Here is a 14,659-nt window from a genome sequence, read left to right as displayed (position 1 = left end):
CGCGCCGTCCGGACCGAGCCGGACGATGCCGACGCCGGTCTCGTCGCAGCTGCTCTCGATCCCGAGGATGAGCCGGTCAGTCACGGTTCGCGGGCCTTCCCATCGTGTACGCGTCGGCGCCCGACGGCTGGTAGTAGCGGCGGCGCAGGCCCAGGTGCTCGAAGCCGTGCGCCAGGTACAGGGCGATGGCCGGGGCGTTGTCCGTGCGGACTTCCAGGAACACCGGCACGCCGTGCTCGTCGGCCCTGGCCAGCAGGGTGCGCAGCAGCAGCTTGCCCACGCCGAGGCCCTGGTGCTGCTTGTCCACGGCGATGGTGTGCACGCTGGCCTCGAACGTGGTCAGCGCCAGCCCCGCGTAGCCGATCAGGTGGCCGTCGAGGTGGGCGCCGACGTAGAAGTGGCCGCTGTCCAGCTCGCCGCGGAAGGCGTTCTCGCTCCACGGGTCGTCGCCGGGGAACAGCTCCCGCTCGATCTCGACGCACCGCGGCACGTCCTCGTGCCGCAGCGGCGCGATGGTGACCGTGCCCGCGCTCACCCCTTGGTCACCCTCTTGCGCCCGACCGGCTCCACCGCGTCGGGCCTGCGCAGGTACAGCGGGGTCAGCGCGGCCGGGCGGGCGCCCGCCAGCAGCTCCTCGGCCGCCGCGGCGACCAGGGACACCGGCGAGGGGTAGCGGGCCTCGACCACCGGCAGCCCCAGCACCTCGGCGTAGATCTCCGCGCCCTCGCCCGCCGCCGAGGCCACGGCGGGCAGCTTCGCGGCCAGGTCGGCGGGCCGGTCCACGTGCGGGCCGTCGGTGCGCCTGCCCGCCGCGTCGTAGGCGGCCCAGTAGACCTCGCGGCGGCGCGCGTCGGTGGCCACCAGCAGTGGCTTGCCGGTGCGCGCGTCCAGGGCGATCGCGTCGGGGGTGGGCACCGGGTAGACCGGCCGGTTGAGCGCCTGCCCCAGCGCGGCGGCGGTGACCAGGCCGACCCGCAGCCCGGTGAACGGGCCGGGCCCCGAGCCGCACACGACGGCGTCCAGGTCGGCCAGCCGCTTGCCCGCCCGCGCCAGCGCCTCCTGGACGTGCGGGGTCAGCAGCTCGCCGTGGGCCTTGGCGTTGACCGTCACCCGCTCGGCGAGCAGGCGGGGCGGCGAACCGGGCGTCAGGTCCACGACACCGGCCGTCACGGCGGGGGTGGCGGTGTCCACTGCGAGCACGAGCACAACGGACAAGGGTACGGCGTCGGCCAACTCGCCCTGGACTTGACGTCCACGTCAACGTGGAGGATCGGCGTCGTGCGCATCGGAGAACTGGCCCAGCGCTGTGGCACGACCACCAGGGCGCTGCGCTACTACGAGTCCCTCGGGCTGCTGACCGCGCGGCGCTCCGCCAACGGCCAGCGCGAGTACGACGAGTCCGACCTGCGGCTGGTGGCGCAGATCCGCTCGCTGACCGACATCGGGTTCGCGCTGGAGGACACCCGCCCGTTCGTGGAGTGCCTGCGGACCGGGCACGCCAGCGGGGACGCCTGCCCGGCGTCGGTGGCGGTCTACCGGCGCAAGCTCGCCGAGCTGGAGGAGTTCATCGGGCGGCTCACGGCCGCCCGCGACCGGGTGCGCGCGCAGCTGGACGACGCCGAGCGGAGGAGCAGGCCGTGCAAACGCTGACCGATGAGACGTTCGCCGAAGTGGTGGGCGCGGGGCCCGCCGTGCTGGTGGAGTTCCGCGCCGACTGGTGCGGCCCGTGCCGGATGGTCGAGCCGGTGCTCGCCGAGCTGGACCGGGAGCTGCCCCAGCTCACCGTGGTCAAGGTCGACACCGACGCCTCGCCGGGGACCGCGCGGGACCAGCGGATCATGTCCGTGCCCACCCTCCAGCTCTACCGGGGCGGCGAGCTGGTCGCGCAGCTGGTGGGGGCCCGGCCGAGGACCCAGCTGATGGCGTGGCTCGAACCGCACTTGTGACGTGCGCGACCGTGCGGTCGGACACAGCGTCGGACACAGTGAGGTCATGCTGCTGCCCGCGCTGGCTTCCCCGTCCGACCGCACGGCCCTGCGCTTCCCCGACCGGGAACTGACCTACCGGGAGCTGGCCGACGAGGCCCGCGCGGTCGCGCACGGCCTGGTCGGCAGGCGGCGGGTCGCGGTGTGGGCCCGGCCGGACGCCCGGACCTGCGTCGCGGTGGCCGGCGCGCTGCTGGCGGGCGCGGCCGTGGTGCCGCTCAACCCCCGGATCGGCGAGCGCGAGCTGGCGCACATCCTCTCCGACAGCGCCCCCGACCTGGTGATCGACGACGAGCTGCCCGCCGGTGAGCCGGTGGAGCTGCCCGAGCCCGACGGCGAGGCCCCCGCCCTGGTCGTCTACACCTCCGGCACGACCGGGCCGCCCAAGGGCGTGGTGCTGCCGCGCCGCGCGCTGGCGTCCAACCTGGACGCGCTGGCCGCCGCGTGGGAGTGGACCGCCGACGACGTGGTGGTCCACGGGCTGCCGCTGTTCCACGTGCACGGCCTGGTCGTCGGCGTGCTGGGGCCGCTGCGCCGCGGCGGGACCGTGCGCCACCTCGGCTCGTTCAGCGTCGCCGCGGCGGCCGAGGCGCTGGACGAGGGCGGGACGGTGGTGTTCGGCGTGCCGACCATGTACCACCGGATCGCCGCCGCGCCCGAGCACGCCGCGGCGTTCGGCCGCGCCCGGCTGCTGGTGTCCGGGTCGGCGGCGCTGCCCGCGACCGTGCACGAGCGCATCGAGCGGCTCACCGGGCAGCGCGTGGTGGAGCGCTACGGCATGACCGAGACGCTGATGAACACCAGCGTGCGCGCCTCCGGCGACCGCCGCCCCGGCACGGTCGGGCTCCCGCTGGACGGGGTCGAGGTGCGGGTGGTGGCCGAGCCTGGCGAGATCGGCGAGGTCGAGGTGCGCGGGCCGAACCTGTTCCTGGAGTACCTCAACCGGCCCGACGCGACGCGGGAGGCGTTCCGCGACGGCTGGTTCCGCACCGGTGACCTGGCCGTGCTCGAACCCGACGGCTACCTGCGCATCGTCGGTCGCCGCGCCACCGACCTGATCAAGAGCGGCGGCTACAAGATCGGCGCGGGCGAGATCGAGAACGCGCTGCTGGAGCACCCGGCGGTGGCCGAGGTGGCGGTGGTGGGCGAGCCGGACGACGACCTCGGCGAGCGGATCGTGGCGTGGGTGGTGCCCTCGGGCGAGCCCGCGCCCGAAGGTGAGCTCAGCGACCACGTGGCCCGCCTGCTCGCCCCGCACAAGCGGCCCCGCGTCGTGCGGTACGTGGAGGCGCTGCCGCGCAACGAGATGGGCAAGGTGCTCAAGCGGGAACTGCGGTGAACCCGCTGGGCTGGCCCGGCTACGAGGCGCGGCTCGCGCGGGCGCGCGAGCGCACCGGTGGCCCGGAGTCGGTGTCCTGGCGGCGGGAGCAGCACGCGGTGGTGCTCTCCTTCGACTTCCGGTTCCTCGGCGGCTCGGTCGGCACCGCCACCGGCGCGCTCGTCGAGGAGGCGTTCGGCCAGGCCCGCGCGGCCGGGCTGCCGCTGGTGTCGCTGATCGCCACCGGGGGCAGCCGGATGCAGGAGGGGATGCTGTCGCTGCGCCAGCTGCAGCGGGTGGCGCGGCTGTGCGCGGCGCACCGGGCCGCCGGGCTGCCGCACGTGGCGGTGCTGCGCGACCCGACCACCGGCGGGGTGTGGGCGTCGCTGGGCGCGGGCGCGGACGTGGTGCTCGCGCTGCCCGGCGCGCAGGTCGGCTTCGCGGGCAGCCGGGTCCGCCCGGTCGACGACCCGGCCTACACCGCCGAGGGCCAGTTCGCCGCGGGCGCCGTGGACGCGGTCGTGCCGCCGGACGAGCTGGACGCCGTGCTGGCCCGCGTGCTGGACCTGCTCACCCGAGGCGACGCGGTGCCCGCCGAGGTGCCCCGGCCGCTGGGCGCCACCGACCTGCCCGCGACCGGCTGGGACGCGGTGCTGCGGGCCAGGTCCCCGCGACGGCCGCGCGCCGCCGCCTACCTCGACGACTACTTCGACGAGCGGGTCGCGCTCAGCGGCGACCGCGCGGGCGGCGTCGACCCAGGGGTGCTGTGCGGGTTGGGGCGGCGCGGCGGGCGGGCCATCGCCTACGCCGCGCAGACCGGCTCGGCCACCACGCCCGCCGGGTTCCGCACCGCGACCAGGCTGATCCGGCTGGCCGAGCGGTTCGCGCTGCCGGTGCTGACCCTGGTGGACACCCCCGGCGCGGCCAACGACCCGGCCGCCGAGCGCGCGGGCGTCGGCTCGGCCATCGCCGGGCTGTTCGCCGCGGTCGCCGAGGCGCGCGTGCCGATCACCACCCTGGTCATCGGCGAGGGCGGCTCGGGCGGGGCGCTCGCGCTGTCCGCGCCCGAGCACACCTGGATCGCGCCCGACGCCTACTTCTCCGTCATCGCCCCGGAACCGGCCGCCGCGATCCTCAAGCGCGACGACGTGCGCGCGCTCGCCGAGGACCTCAAGCTGCGCCCGCAGGACCTGGTCGAGCTGGGCGTGGTGCGGGGGATCGCCGGAGACAGCTCAGCGCCGGATTCAGCGCCGGATTCAGCGCGGTAGCTCGCGCTCGGCCCACGCGCCGTGCGGCACCAGGTGCGCCACCCGCACGTCGTCGTCCTGCCGCTCCAGCCGGATCAGCAGGTGGTCCTCGGACAGCCGCTCGGCCACGCCCTCGCCCCACTCGACCGCGACCACCGCGTCCACCAGGTCGGTGTCCAGGTCCAGGTCGTCCAGCTCGTCGAGGTGCCCGCCCAGCCGGTAGGCGTCGACGTGCACCAGCGGCACGCCCCGCCCGCCCGGCGCGGGCTCGTGCACCCGCGCGATGACGAACGTCGGCGAGCTGACCCGACCGGTCACCCCCAGGCCCTCGGCCAGGCCGCGCACCAGCGCCGTCTTGCCCGCGCCCAGCGGCCCGGCCAGCAGCAGCAGGTCACCGCCCCGCACCAGTTCGCCCAGCCTGCGCCCGAACCCCTCGGTGTCCGCCACCGTGGGCAGCTTCACGCTCGTCGATACCACCGCCGCCTGCCTCCGCCTCGTTCGGCGGCACTGCGCCGAATCAGACCGATCACGTGCCCGGTCACCACCTCGGGCCGCTCCATCATCACCATGTGGCCCGCGCCGGGCACGCGGACCAGCTCGCCGTGCGGCATCTCCTCGGCCATCCGCTCGGCGTGCGAGAAGGGCGTCAGCTTGTCCGCGTCGCCGCTGATCACCAGCACCTCGCAGTGCTTGAGCCCGGCCAGCGCCTTGTACCGGTCGTGGGTGCCCAGGGTCTCCAGGAACTCGGTCAGCGCCCGCACCGTGACGCCGCCGATCATCCGGTCCATCAGGTCCACCAGCGAGGTGCTGACCGCGCGGTCGCCGAAGGCCAGCAGCCGGATGCCGCTCCAGGTCAGCGTGCCCGCGCGGCGGCGCACCCACTCCACCACGCCCGGCTGGAACCCGGCCAGCCTGCCAACGCCCATGGTCACCGGGTTGTACCGGGACAGCACCGACCTGGGCAGGCCCGCGCCGCCGACCGCGCCCGCCGCGGTGCCCACCAGCGCCACGCCGCGCACCCGCTGGGCGAACAGCTCCGGCCGCTGCTCGGCCAGCGCCATGATCGTCATGCCGCCCATGGAGTGCCCGACCAGCACCAGCGGCCCCTCCGGGGCCATCGCGCGCAGCACCGCGTCCAGGTCCTTCGCGCACTGCTCGATGGTGCTGGACTCGGCGGCCGAGCGGCCGGAGCGGCCGTGGCTGCGCTGGTCGTAGAGCACCTGGCGGACCCTCGGCCCGGTGAGCTCGGCCAGGTCGCGGCGCTGGAAGTGCCAGCAGCGGCGGTCCAGCGCGAACCCGTGCACCAGCACCACGGTCAGCTCCGGCGCGCCGCCGTCGGCCGGGTCGACCTCCTCCACCGACAGCGGCACGCCGTCGTCGGCGGCCACCGTCGACTCGCGGTCGGGCACCAGCCTGCCCAGCGGCTCGTCGGCCAGCGGGTCGATCTCCCGCCGGTCGTGGGAGACCTTCTTGTGGTTGGCGGCCACGCCGACCGCGACGCCCGTGGCGGCGGCCCCCAGCACGCCGCCGACCACGCCGACGGCCTTCCACAGCGTCTTCACCGGTAGGTCCTGGTCACCCTCGGCCGGTACATCCCGGTGACGATCTCGTAGTCGATGGTGCCGGTGGTGTCGGCCCACTCGCGGGCGGTGGGGGCGCCGTGCGCGCCGTCGCCGAACAGCACGACCTCCGCGCCCTCGGCCACCGCGTCGTCACCGCAGTCCACCACCACCTGGTCCATGCAGACCCGGCCGACCACGGGGCGCCGCGCGCCCGCCAGCCACACGTGCATCCGGTTGGACAGCGCGCGCGGCACGCCGTCGGCGTAGCCGACCGGGACCAGCGCCAGCGTGGTGTCGGCCTTGGCGGTCCAGGTGTGCCCGTAGGACACCGACGTGCCCGCGCGCACCCGCTTGGTCAGCACCACCGACGAGCGGAACGTCATCACCGGGCGCAGGTCGTGCTCGACCGGCACCGGGTTGAGCCCGTAGAGGGCGATGCCCGGCCGGACCAGGTCGAAGTGCAGGTCGGGGCGGGTGAGCAGGGCCGCCGAGTTGGCGATGTGCCTGCGCGGCGACAGCCCGGCGGCCACCGCGGCGGCGTGCGCCTCAGCGAACCGGGCGGCCTGCGCGTCGGTGGCCGGGTGGCCCGGTTCGTCGGCGCACGCCAGGTGCGACCACACCGCGCGCACCTCGACCTCGGGCGTGCTCGCGGCGCGCTCGACCAGCGCGGGCCAGTCCTCGGGCGGGCAGCCGTTGCGGGACAGCCCGGTGTCGATCTTCAGGTGCACGGCCGCGCGCCTGCCGGTGCGCCGCGCCGCGTCCACCACCTCGTCCAGGGCGCGCGAGCAGGCCACCGACAGGTCCACCCCCGCCTCCAGCCCTGGGGCGAAGTCGGTGCCCGGCGGGTCCAGCCAGGCCAGCACCGGCGCGGTCACGCCCGCCGCGCGCAGCGCCAGCGCCTCGGCCAGCGAGCAGGAGCCCAGCCACGACGCGCCCGCCTCCAGCGCCGCCCTGGCCACCTCCACCGCGCCGTGCCCGTAGCCGTCGGCCTTGACCACGGCCATCACCGCCGCGCCCGGCGCGAGGGCGGCCAGGTAGGCGGTGTTGTGCCGGAGGTTGTCGAGGTCGATCACGACCTCAGCGCGAGGAGCAGCCATAACGCCCCCATGGTGGCACAGCGGGGATCACCCGGACCGCAGTGCCCGGATGGCGTCCGGCACGGCCGCCAGCAGCGCCGAAGCCGGGATGGGCGCGCCGCCGGAGGCCCGCTCGGCGGCCACCGCGTGCAGCCGGGCCGCGCACCCGGCCGCCAGCACCGGGTCCAGCCGCGCCGCCAGCAGCGCGCCGATCAGCCCGGACAGCACGTCGCCCGAGCCCGCGGTGGCCGCCCACGAGCCCGACGCCCGGTTGACCAGCACCCGGCCGTCCGGCCCGGCGACGACCGTGACGTGGCCCTTGAGCAGCACCACGGCGCGGAACTTCTCCGCCGCCCGCCGCGCCGCCGCCACCCGGTCGTGGCCGACCTCGCCCGCCAGCCGCTCGTACTCCCGGTCGTGCGGGGTCAGCACCACCGGGGTGTCCGGGTCGCGCGCGTCCCACAGGTCCGGGTTGTTGGCCAGCATGGTGATCGCGTCCGCGTCCAGGCACACCGGCACGCCCGCCTCCAGCACGGTGCGCAGCACCGCCTCCGCGCTCAGGCCGGTGCCCAGGCCCGGACCCGCCACCCACGACTGCACCCGGCCCGCGTCGGTGATCGAGCCGGTGCAGATCGCCTCCGGCCAGCGCGCCCGCACCCCGTCGGCCGCCGCGCCCGCGTAGCGCACCATGCCCGAGGTGGCCAGCAGCGCGGCCCCGGTGGCCAGCACCGCCGCGCCGGGGTAGGTCGCCGAACCGGCGGCGACCCCGGTCACGCCCTGGGTGTACTTGTCGTCCTGCGGGCCGGGCACCGGCCAGTGCGCGCCGACCTCCGCGTCGTCCAGCTCGGCCAGGTCCGGGCCCGCCAGCTCCGGGCCCAGCCCGATGTCCACCAGCCGCACCTCGCCGCAGTCGGCCAGCGCGTGCACCGGCTTGAGGCAGCCGAAGGTCACCGTCATCGCGGCGCGCACCGCCGGGCCGGTGATCGCGCCGGTGTCCGGGTCGATGCCGCTGGGCAGGTCCACCGCCAGCACCGGCGCGTCCAGGTGCGCCACGTGCTCGGCGGCGTCGGGCCGCAGCGGGCCGCGCGCGGACAGCCCGACGATGCCGTCCACCACCAGGTCGACCTCGCCCAGCCGGTCCACCACCCGGCCGCCGACCCGGCGGAACGCGGCCAGCCCCTCGGCGTGCGCCTTCTCCGGGGCGAGCAGCACCGCCCGGACCGCGACGCCGCGCCTGCGCAGGTAGTACCCCGCCCACAGCGCGTCGCCGCCGTTGTTGCCCGCGCCCACCAGCAGCCCCACCCGGCGCTTGCCGCCCAGCAGCTCCAGCGCCGCGGTGGCCACGCCGAACGCCGCCCGCCGCATCAGCGACCCGGCGGGCACGCGGGCCATCACCCGCTCCTCGGCCGCCCTGACCCGTGCCGTCGTCCACAGACCCCGCATGGGGATCAAGCCTGCCCTACTCGACGGTGACGGACTTGGCCAGGTTGCGCGGCTTGTCCACGTCGTAGCCGCGGCTGCGGGCGATCTCCGCCGCCAGCACCTGCAGCGGCACCGTGGAGATCAGCGGCTGCAGCAGCGTGGACACCGCGGGCACCTCGATGAGGTGGTCGGCGAACGGCCGCACCGTCTCGTCGCCCTCCTCGGCGATGACGATGGTCCGCGCGCCGCGCGCCTGGATCTCGCTGATGTTGGAGACCAGCTTGGAGTGCAGCACCGCGCGGCCCTTCGGCGAGGGCATCACCACCACGACCGGCAGGCCCTGCTCGATCAGCGCGATCGGACCGTGCTTGAGCTCGCCCGCCGCGAAGCCCTCGGCGTGCATGTACGCCAGCTCCTTGAGCTTGAGCGCGCCCTCCAGTGCCACCGGGTAGCCCACGTGGCGGCCCAGGAACAGCACCGCCTTGGAGTCGGCCAGCTCGCGGCCCAGCGCGCGCACCTGCTCCACCGTGGCCAGCACCCGCTCGACGGCGGCGGGCATGGCCTCCAGCTCCTGGAACTCGCGCGCCACCTCGTCGGGGTACTTGGTGCCGCGCGCCTGCGCCAGCGCCAGGCCCACCAGGTAGTTGGCCGCGATCTGGGCCAGGAACGCCTTGGTCGAGGCCACGCCGATCTCCGGGCCCGCGTGGGTGTAGAGCACCGCGTCGGACTCGCGCGGGATCTGCGCGCCGTTGGTGTTGCACACCGCCAGCACGCGCGCCTTCTGCGCCCGCGCGTGCCGCACCGCCTCCAGCGTGTCGGCGGTCTCCCCGGACTGGGACACCGCCACCACCAGGGTGTCGCGGTCCAGCACCGGGTCGCGGTAGCGGAACTCGCTGGCCAGCTCCACCTCGACGGGCAGCCGCGTCCAGTGCTCGATGGCGTACTTGGCGACCAGGCCGGAGTGGTAGGCCGAGCCGCAGGCCACCACGAACACCTTGTCCACGTCGCGCAGGTCCTGGTCGGACAGCCGCTGCTCGTCCAGCACCACCCGGCCGTCGCGGAAGTGCCCGCGCAGCGTGTTGGCCAGCGCCTCGGGCTGCTCCTCGATCTCCTTGAGCATGAAGTACTCGTGGCCGCCCTTCTCGGCGGCCGACAGGTCCCAGTTGACCGTGAACGGCTTGGCGGCGGCGTCCGCGCCGTCGAAGTCGGTGACCCGGTAGCCGTCCCTGGTGATCACCACCACCTGGTCCTGGCCCAGCTCGACGGCCTCGCGGGTGTGCTCGATGAACGCCGCCACGTCCGAGGCCACGAACGTCTCGCCGTCGCCGACGCCGACCACCAGCGGCGAGGAGCGGCGCGCGGCCACCACCAGGTCGGGCTGGTCGGCGTGGGTCACCACGAGGGTGAACGCGCCCTCCAGGCGGCGCACCACGGCGCGCACGCTGGCCGCCAGGTCGCCGCTGGTCTCCCCCTCGGCGTAGGCCATGGCGATCAGGTGCGCGGTGGTCTCGGTGTCGGTGTCGCTGGACATCTCCACGCCCAGCGCCTCCAGCTCGGCGCGCAGCGCGGCGAAGTTCTCGATGATCCCGTTGTGCACCACGGCGACGCGGCCGGTGGCGTCGCGGTGCGGGTGGGAGTTGCGGTCGACCGGGGCGCCGTGCGTGGCCCACCGGGTGTGGCCCATGCCCGCCGTTCCCGCGAAGGACTCGCGGCCGACCTGGTCCAGCAGCTCCTCCAGGTTGGCCAGCCTGCCCGCCTTGCGCTCGACGGCCAGGCCGCCCGCGCCGTCGAGCACCGCGACGCCCGCCGAGTCGTACCCCCGGTACTCCAGCCGCCGCAGCCCGTTCAGGACGACGTCCAGCGCCGGGCGGTGGCCCACGTATCCCACGATTCCGCACACGGGGCACAGCGTAACCAGACCAGGGCGGTGCTTCGACCGCACGTTTGCGCTGGTCACACCCCACTTTGGTGTAGACCAATCGAGGTGTGCGGCGGGAGTGCGCGATCGACTACCGTTGCCCCGGTGAGCGGCATCCCGGCGAAGCAGGTGCTCGACCAGCTCAGCAGGCCCGGCGGGCACCAGGTCCTGCGCGGCGACCTGGCCCTGGTGGGCCTGCCCGGCCTCGTCTACACCCCCGCCTCCGGACTCGGCCTGCCCGCCGTGGTGTTCGGCCACGGCTGGCTGCAGCCGGTGACCCGCTACCGGGCGCTGCTGCGCCACCTGGCCTCGTGGGGCATCGTCGCGGCGGCGCCGGGCACCCAGCGCGGACCGCTGATGTCCGCGCGGCTGCTCGCGGGCAACCTGCGCACCACGCTGGACGTGTGCACCGGCGTGCGACTGGGCGACGGCGGCATCAGCGTCGACCCCGAGCGGCTGGCGGTCGCGGGCCACTCCATGGGCGGCGGCGCGGCGGTGCTGGCCGCCGCCGAGGACGAGCGGGTGCGCGCGGTGGTCACGCTGGCCGCGACCGAGACCCGCCCGTCCGCACTGGACGCCGCCCGCCGGGTGACCGTCCCCGGCCTGCACCTGGCGGCGGGCGAGGACCGCATCGCCCCGCCGGTCGGGCACGCGGAGGCCATCGCCGAGGCGTGGCAGGGGCCGGTGCAGCTGCGGTCCCTGCCCAAGGCGTCCCACCTGGGCTTCGCCGAGGGCAGGCACTGGAGCGAGCTGCTGCTCGACGGCAAGGGCGAGCGGGACGCGCAGCGGCTGGCCCGCGGCCTGGTGACCGCCTTCCTGCTGCGCGTCCTCAAGGGCGAGCGGCAGTGGGACTCGCTGCTGGACAGCGACGTCAAGGGCGCCGCGCTGACCTACCGGCGCGCGGCGCTGGCCCGCTCCGGCGGGATCAGCGAGGTCTGATCCCGCCGGAGCGCCGATCAGGTCAGCCAGCTCTGGGTGCCGAAGTCCTCGTCGTCGTCCACCGGCGCGGGACGCCGCGGCGCGGGCCGGGCGGGCGGCGGCGCGTAGACCGGGGTCGGCGCGGCGGCGGGCGGCGGGGGCGCGTCGTCCTCCTCCGGCCCGAACGCCAGCTCGCCCGAGCTCTGCGGGCGCTCCCACTGCGGCCGCTGCGGCTTCTCCGCCTCCGCCACCAACCGCTGCGACTTCTCCCGCATCCGCGCGCGCTCGGCCGCGAAGCGCTCCTCGCGCTCGCGCGCCTCGGCGGCCAACCGCTCCCGGCTCGCCTGCAGGGTGCCCGCGACCTCGGCGTTGGCCCGCCGGGCGGCGGCGACCCGCTCGTCGAACGCCGCCTGGACCCTCGGGTCGACCTCGATGACGCTCACGGCTACCGGCTCCCCTCATCGCCCAGCACGCCCTGCACCCGGCTCAGGCTCAGGTCGTCGTCGAACAGCGAACCGGTGGTGCGCCACTGGCTCGGGCTGCGCTCGGTGTCCCCGCCCTGCTGCTGACCGCCGCCCGCCATGCCACCGGCCATGCCACCGCCCATCATCCCGCCGCCCATCATGCCGCCGCCTGCGGGCGAACCACCGGAGTGCGCGCCGTCCTGCATGGACGGCAGGGTCGCGGAGCCGGGCTGGCCCGCCTGCGAGGCGTTGGTGTCGGCCAGGCTCTGGTCGGCCGAGGCCGAGCCGGGGCTGCTCCACGGGCTGTCGCCCGCCCCGCTGTCCGGCTTGCCGCCGAGCACCGAGTCGGCCCCGTCGAAGCCGCCGCCACCGCCGCCGAACAGCGACGCGCCCGACGTGCTGGTGGTGCCCCCGGTGGACGAGGCCGCGAACGCCGAGTCGACCGGGGGCTGACCGAACTGCGGCTGACCGAACTGCGGCTGACCGAACTGGGCCGGGCCGAACTGCTGCTGCGCGAACTGCTGCTGGCCGAACTGCGGCTGCTCGACGCCGAACGCGGGCGTGGGTGCCGCGGCGGCGGGCGCGGTGAAGCCCGCCGGGGGCTCCGGCCGGAACCCGCTGGTGTCCGCGGCGGGCATCGTCGTCACGGGCGGCTCGGGCTGGAAAACGCCGGAATCCGGCGCGGGCATCGTCGTCACGGGCTGCTCCGGCTGGAACACACCGGAATCCGGCGCGGGCATCGTGGTGAAGGACGGCTCGGCCGCGGCGGGCCGCGACACCGCGTCGTCCATGCCGGGGATGCTCGGCGTGCGGTCCGCCTCGTCCTCGCCGAAGGCCACGCCGTACTCCTCGGGCGTGCCGTCCCCGTTGTCCACCGACAGGGTGATCTCACCGGTGAGCGGGTCGACCTGGGCGGTGATGGCCAGCCCGTCCGCCTCGATCAGCGCCTTGCCGTCCTCACCCGCCTGGATCGGGATCGCGCCACCCGCCGCCGGGGCGGCGCCGGCACCGGGTGCGGCACCGGAGCCGGGTGCGGCGCCGGCCGTCGCGGGGGCCGCGCCCGCCAGCGCGCCCGCCAGCGCTGCCCCGCCGCCGTTCTGACCCACCAGGGCGTTGTAGGCGTCGGGGTTCTTGCTGAAGTCGACGTCGTAGGTCTTCGGCTCGCCGGTCGGGGTGTCCACGGTGATCTGGACGTGCCCGTTGGCGTCCGGCTCGGTGACCTGGATCTCGTTCTCGCCGCTGCGGATGGTGACGACCTCGGGCTGCTCCTCGCCCTTGAGCCCGTCCGGCTTGGTCTGGTCGTCGGGCTTGCCGTCACCGTCGAGGTCGTCGGGCTTGCCGTCGCCGTCGGTGTCGCCGGGCACGTCGGGCTTGCCGTCGCCGTCCTTGTCCAGCGGGTTCTCCGGCTTGGGGATCTCCGGCGCGCCGCCGCCCCCACCCGGAGTGCCGCCACCGCCGCCGGGCGTGCCGCCGCCACCGCCGGGCTGGTCACCACCGCCACCGGGCGGCTGCTTGGCCTTCTCCCGGCCGCCCTGCTCGCCGGTGAACGGCGGCGGGTCGCCGACCTGGCCGAAGGGCTTGTCCTTGAGCTGCCCGTCCAACTGGCCGAACATCGTGTCGTAGGTGCTCTGCACACCGGTCTGCACGGCCTGGCAGTACCCGTCGAAGGCCTGCTTCTTGCTGTCGAACTCCTGGCACAGGACCTGCAGCTTCTGCTTGGCCTCCTCCATCAGGCGCTGGCGGACCTCCTTGGCGTGGTCGGCCCACCCCATGAAGTTGCCGATCAGACCGCCCACCGGGCCGCCCACCACGATGCCGATCGCACCGCCCACCAGCATGTCCGGGATGCCGGAGAACCAGTCGCCGAGGCTGAAGTCGCTCTGGTTGATGTCCCCGCGCGCCATCCGGATCTGCTTCTTGGCCTCGTCCACCGACAGGCCGCCGCACTGCTCGGAGTACAGGTCGTGGACGTGCTGGGCGAACTCCTTGACCTGCTGCTGGATGGTGCTCGCGCCCGCGGTGATGGTGCCGGGCGCGCCCTTCGCGTCCTGGATGAAGGCGCCCGCGGTGTTGAGGAACTTGCCGTTGTACTGGTTGGCCGCCTGCGCCGCCTCGCCCTCCCAGGCGCCCAGCGCGTTCCACGCGGTGCCCAGGCCGTTCTCGTGGTTGTCCAGCTCGGCGACCAGCTTGTTGATCTTATCGGCGTCCTCGCGGAACTTGCCGAGGTCGATCTCGCGGACCTCGTCGTAGTTCTTGTAGATCTCGCCGTTGAGGTCGGGCGCGCGGCCGCCGTGGCCCGCCAGCGGCGCCGCCTCCTGGTAGATCGGGATGAACTTCTCGAAGAAGCGCAGTCCGGGAGAACCGGCGTCGAGCAGCTCGTCGGAGGTGCGGAAGTCGCCGGTCTCGTTGAGCACCTTCTGGGTGCTGCCGAGCTCGCGCTCCTCCTTGGCCTTGTTCACCAGCTTGTCGGCGGTCTCGCCCTCCATCGTCCAGGCGCCGTGCCGCACCTCCTGGCCGACGTTGAAGGCCACGCTCGCGCCACCGGTGACGGGAGCCAGCAGCGCGCCGCCCGCGTGCTGCCAGAAACCGGGGTCGTTGGGGACGTCGACGCCGTTGGCCTCCGCGTAGCGGCGCACGTCCTCCTCGCTGCCACCCGCCCCCGCCAGCGCGCGGACCAGCTCCTTCTTGGTGTCCGCGGTGACGTTGGGGTCGTCGAGGAGCTGCTTGATCTCGTTCTGGTCGGCCACGC

General features: G+C 75.2%; 14 protein-coding genes. 5 read left to right on the top strand and 9 right to left on the bottom strand.

All coding sequences use genetic code 11. The features are described 5' to 3' along the window. Positions 1-76: 76 nt before the first annotated feature. Positions 77-535, bottom strand: coding sequence for a ribosomal protein S18-alanine N-acetyltransferase (gene rimI, locus IEZ00_RS16820; RefSeq protein WP_189224195.1), 459 nt, complete (start codon positions 533-535; stop codon positions 77-79). Continuing rightward, positions 532-1,206, bottom strand: a complete 675-nt coding sequence (gene tsaB, locus IEZ00_RS16815) for a tRNA (adenosine(37)-N6)-threonylcarbamoyltransferase complex dimerization subunit type 1 TsaB (protein WP_189224194.1) — start codon at positions 1,204-1,206, stop codon at positions 532-534. The genes rimI and tsaB overlap by 4 nt, the downstream gene beginning before the upstream one ends. 72 nt (positions 1,207-1,278) lie before the next feature. Between tsaB and IEZ00_RS16810 the strand changes: the two genes are divergently transcribed. Genes IEZ00_RS16810 through IEZ00_RS16795 form a run of 4 tightly spaced genes read left to right on the top strand, consistent with a single transcriptional unit; the run spans position 1,279 to position 4,571 of the window. Further along, positions 1,279-1,650, top strand: coding sequence for a MerR family transcriptional regulator (locus IEZ00_RS16810; protein WP_189224193.1), 372 nt, complete (start codon positions 1,279-1,281; stop codon positions 1,648-1,650). Then, a complete protein-coding gene (locus tag IEZ00_RS16805; protein WP_189224192.1) occupies positions 1,638-1,946 on the top strand; it encodes a thioredoxin family protein in 309 nt (102 codons plus the stop codon). Before IEZ00_RS16810 ends, IEZ00_RS16805 begins: the two co-directional genes overlap by 13 nt. A 46-nt stretch (positions 1,947-1,992) precedes the next feature. Continuing rightward, positions 1,993-3,324: an acyl-CoA synthetase gene (locus IEZ00_RS16800; RefSeq protein WP_189224191.1), complete on the top strand. Its 1,332-nt coding sequence runs from the start codon at positions 1,993-1,995 to the stop codon at positions 3,322-3,324. Continuing rightward, positions 3,321-4,571, top strand: coding sequence for a carboxyl transferase domain-containing protein (locus IEZ00_RS16795; RefSeq protein WP_189224190.1), 1,251 nt, complete (start codon positions 3,321-3,323; stop codon positions 4,569-4,571). Before IEZ00_RS16800 ends, IEZ00_RS16795 begins: the two co-directional genes overlap by 4 nt. Here IEZ00_RS16795 and tsaE read toward each other — a convergent pair. The 5 genes from tsaE to glmS are packed head-to-tail and all read right to left on the bottom strand — an operon-like array spanning position 4,560 to position 10,510. Continuing rightward, the gene (gene tsaE / locus IEZ00_RS16790) at positions 4,560-5,027 is read right to left on the bottom strand and encodes a tRNA (adenosine(37)-N6)-threonylcarbamoyltransferase complex ATPase subunit type 1 TsaE (protein WP_189224189.1); all 468 of its coding nucleotides are present in this window, start codon (positions 5,025-5,027) and stop codon (positions 4,560-4,562) included. The two genes, IEZ00_RS16795 and tsaE, sit on opposite strands and share 12 nt — an antisense overlap. Continuing rightward, positions 5,009-6,112, bottom strand: a complete 1,104-nt coding sequence (locus tag IEZ00_RS16785; protein ID WP_189224188.1) for an alpha/beta fold hydrolase — start codon at positions 6,110-6,112, stop codon at positions 5,009-5,011. Before IEZ00_RS16785 ends, tsaE begins: the two co-directional genes overlap by 19 nt. Beyond that, positions 6,109-7,209 carry an alanine racemase gene (alr, locus tag IEZ00_RS16780; protein ID WP_189224187.1) on the bottom strand — a complete coding sequence of 367 codons (1,101 nt, stop codon included), beginning with the start codon at positions 7,207-7,209 and terminating at the stop codon, positions 6,109-6,111. The genes IEZ00_RS16785 and alr overlap by 4 nt, the downstream gene beginning before the upstream one ends. Before the next feature lie 27 nt (positions 7,210-7,236). Further along, positions 7,237-8,631 carry an NAD(P)H-hydrate dehydratase gene (locus IEZ00_RS16775; protein ID WP_189224186.1) on the bottom strand — a complete coding sequence of 465 codons (1,395 nt, stop codon included), beginning with the start codon at positions 8,629-8,631 and terminating at the stop codon, positions 7,237-7,239. 16 nt (positions 8,632-8,647) lie between these two features. Continuing rightward, positions 8,648-10,510: a glutamine--fructose-6-phosphate transaminase (isomerizing) gene (gene glmS / locus IEZ00_RS16770; protein ID WP_189224185.1), complete on the bottom strand. Its 1,863-nt coding sequence runs from the start codon at positions 10,508-10,510 to the stop codon at positions 8,648-8,650. Positions 10,511-10,633: 123 nt separating this feature from the next. Between glmS and IEZ00_RS16765 the strand changes: the two genes are divergently transcribed. Continuing rightward, positions 10,634-11,467: a dienelactone hydrolase family protein gene (locus IEZ00_RS16765; RefSeq protein ID WP_189224184.1), complete on the top strand. Its 834-nt coding sequence runs from the start codon at positions 10,634-10,636 to the stop codon at positions 11,465-11,467. A gap of 17 nt (positions 11,468-11,484) precedes the next feature. Here IEZ00_RS16765 and IEZ00_RS16760 read toward each other — a convergent pair whose 3' ends face one another. Together IEZ00_RS16760 and IEZ00_RS16755 are read right to left on the bottom strand one after the other, a co-directional pair. Beyond that, on the bottom strand, positions 11,485-11,889 hold the full coding sequence (locus tag IEZ00_RS16760; RefSeq protein WP_189224183.1) for a hypothetical protein: 405 nt from the start codon (positions 11,887-11,889) through the stop codon (positions 11,485-11,487). A gap of 2 nt (positions 11,890-11,891) precedes the next feature. After that, complete coding sequence (locus IEZ00_RS16755) at positions 11,892-14,657, bottom strand: hypothetical protein (protein ID WP_189224182.1); 2,766 nt, start codon at positions 14,655-14,657, stop codon at positions 11,892-11,894. Between the last annotated feature and the right edge of the window lie 2 nt (positions 14,658-14,659).

It is taken from the genome of Saccharothrix coeruleofusca, assembly GCF_014648515.1.
Lineage (GTDB): Bacteria > Actinomycetota > Actinomycetes > Mycobacteriales > Pseudonocardiaceae > Actinosynnema > Actinosynnema coeruleofuscum.
The sequence above is the reverse complement of the archived record's forward strand: the minus strand, read 5'-3'. Positions and strand labels throughout refer to the sequence as shown.

Coding starts and splice junctions, on each gene's coding strand:
- IEZ00_RS16775 (WP_189224186.1), bottom strand. CDS start 8,631: ATGCGGGGTCTGTGGACGACGGCACGGGTCAGGGCGGCCGAGGAGCGG.
- alr (WP_189224187.1), bottom strand. CDS start 7,209: ATGGCTGCTCCTCGCGCTGAGGTCGTGATCGACCTCGACAACCTCCGG.
- IEZ00_RS16800 (WP_189224191.1), top strand. CDS start 1,993: ATGCTGCTGCCCGCGCTGGCTTCCCCGTCCGACCGCACGGCCCTGCGC.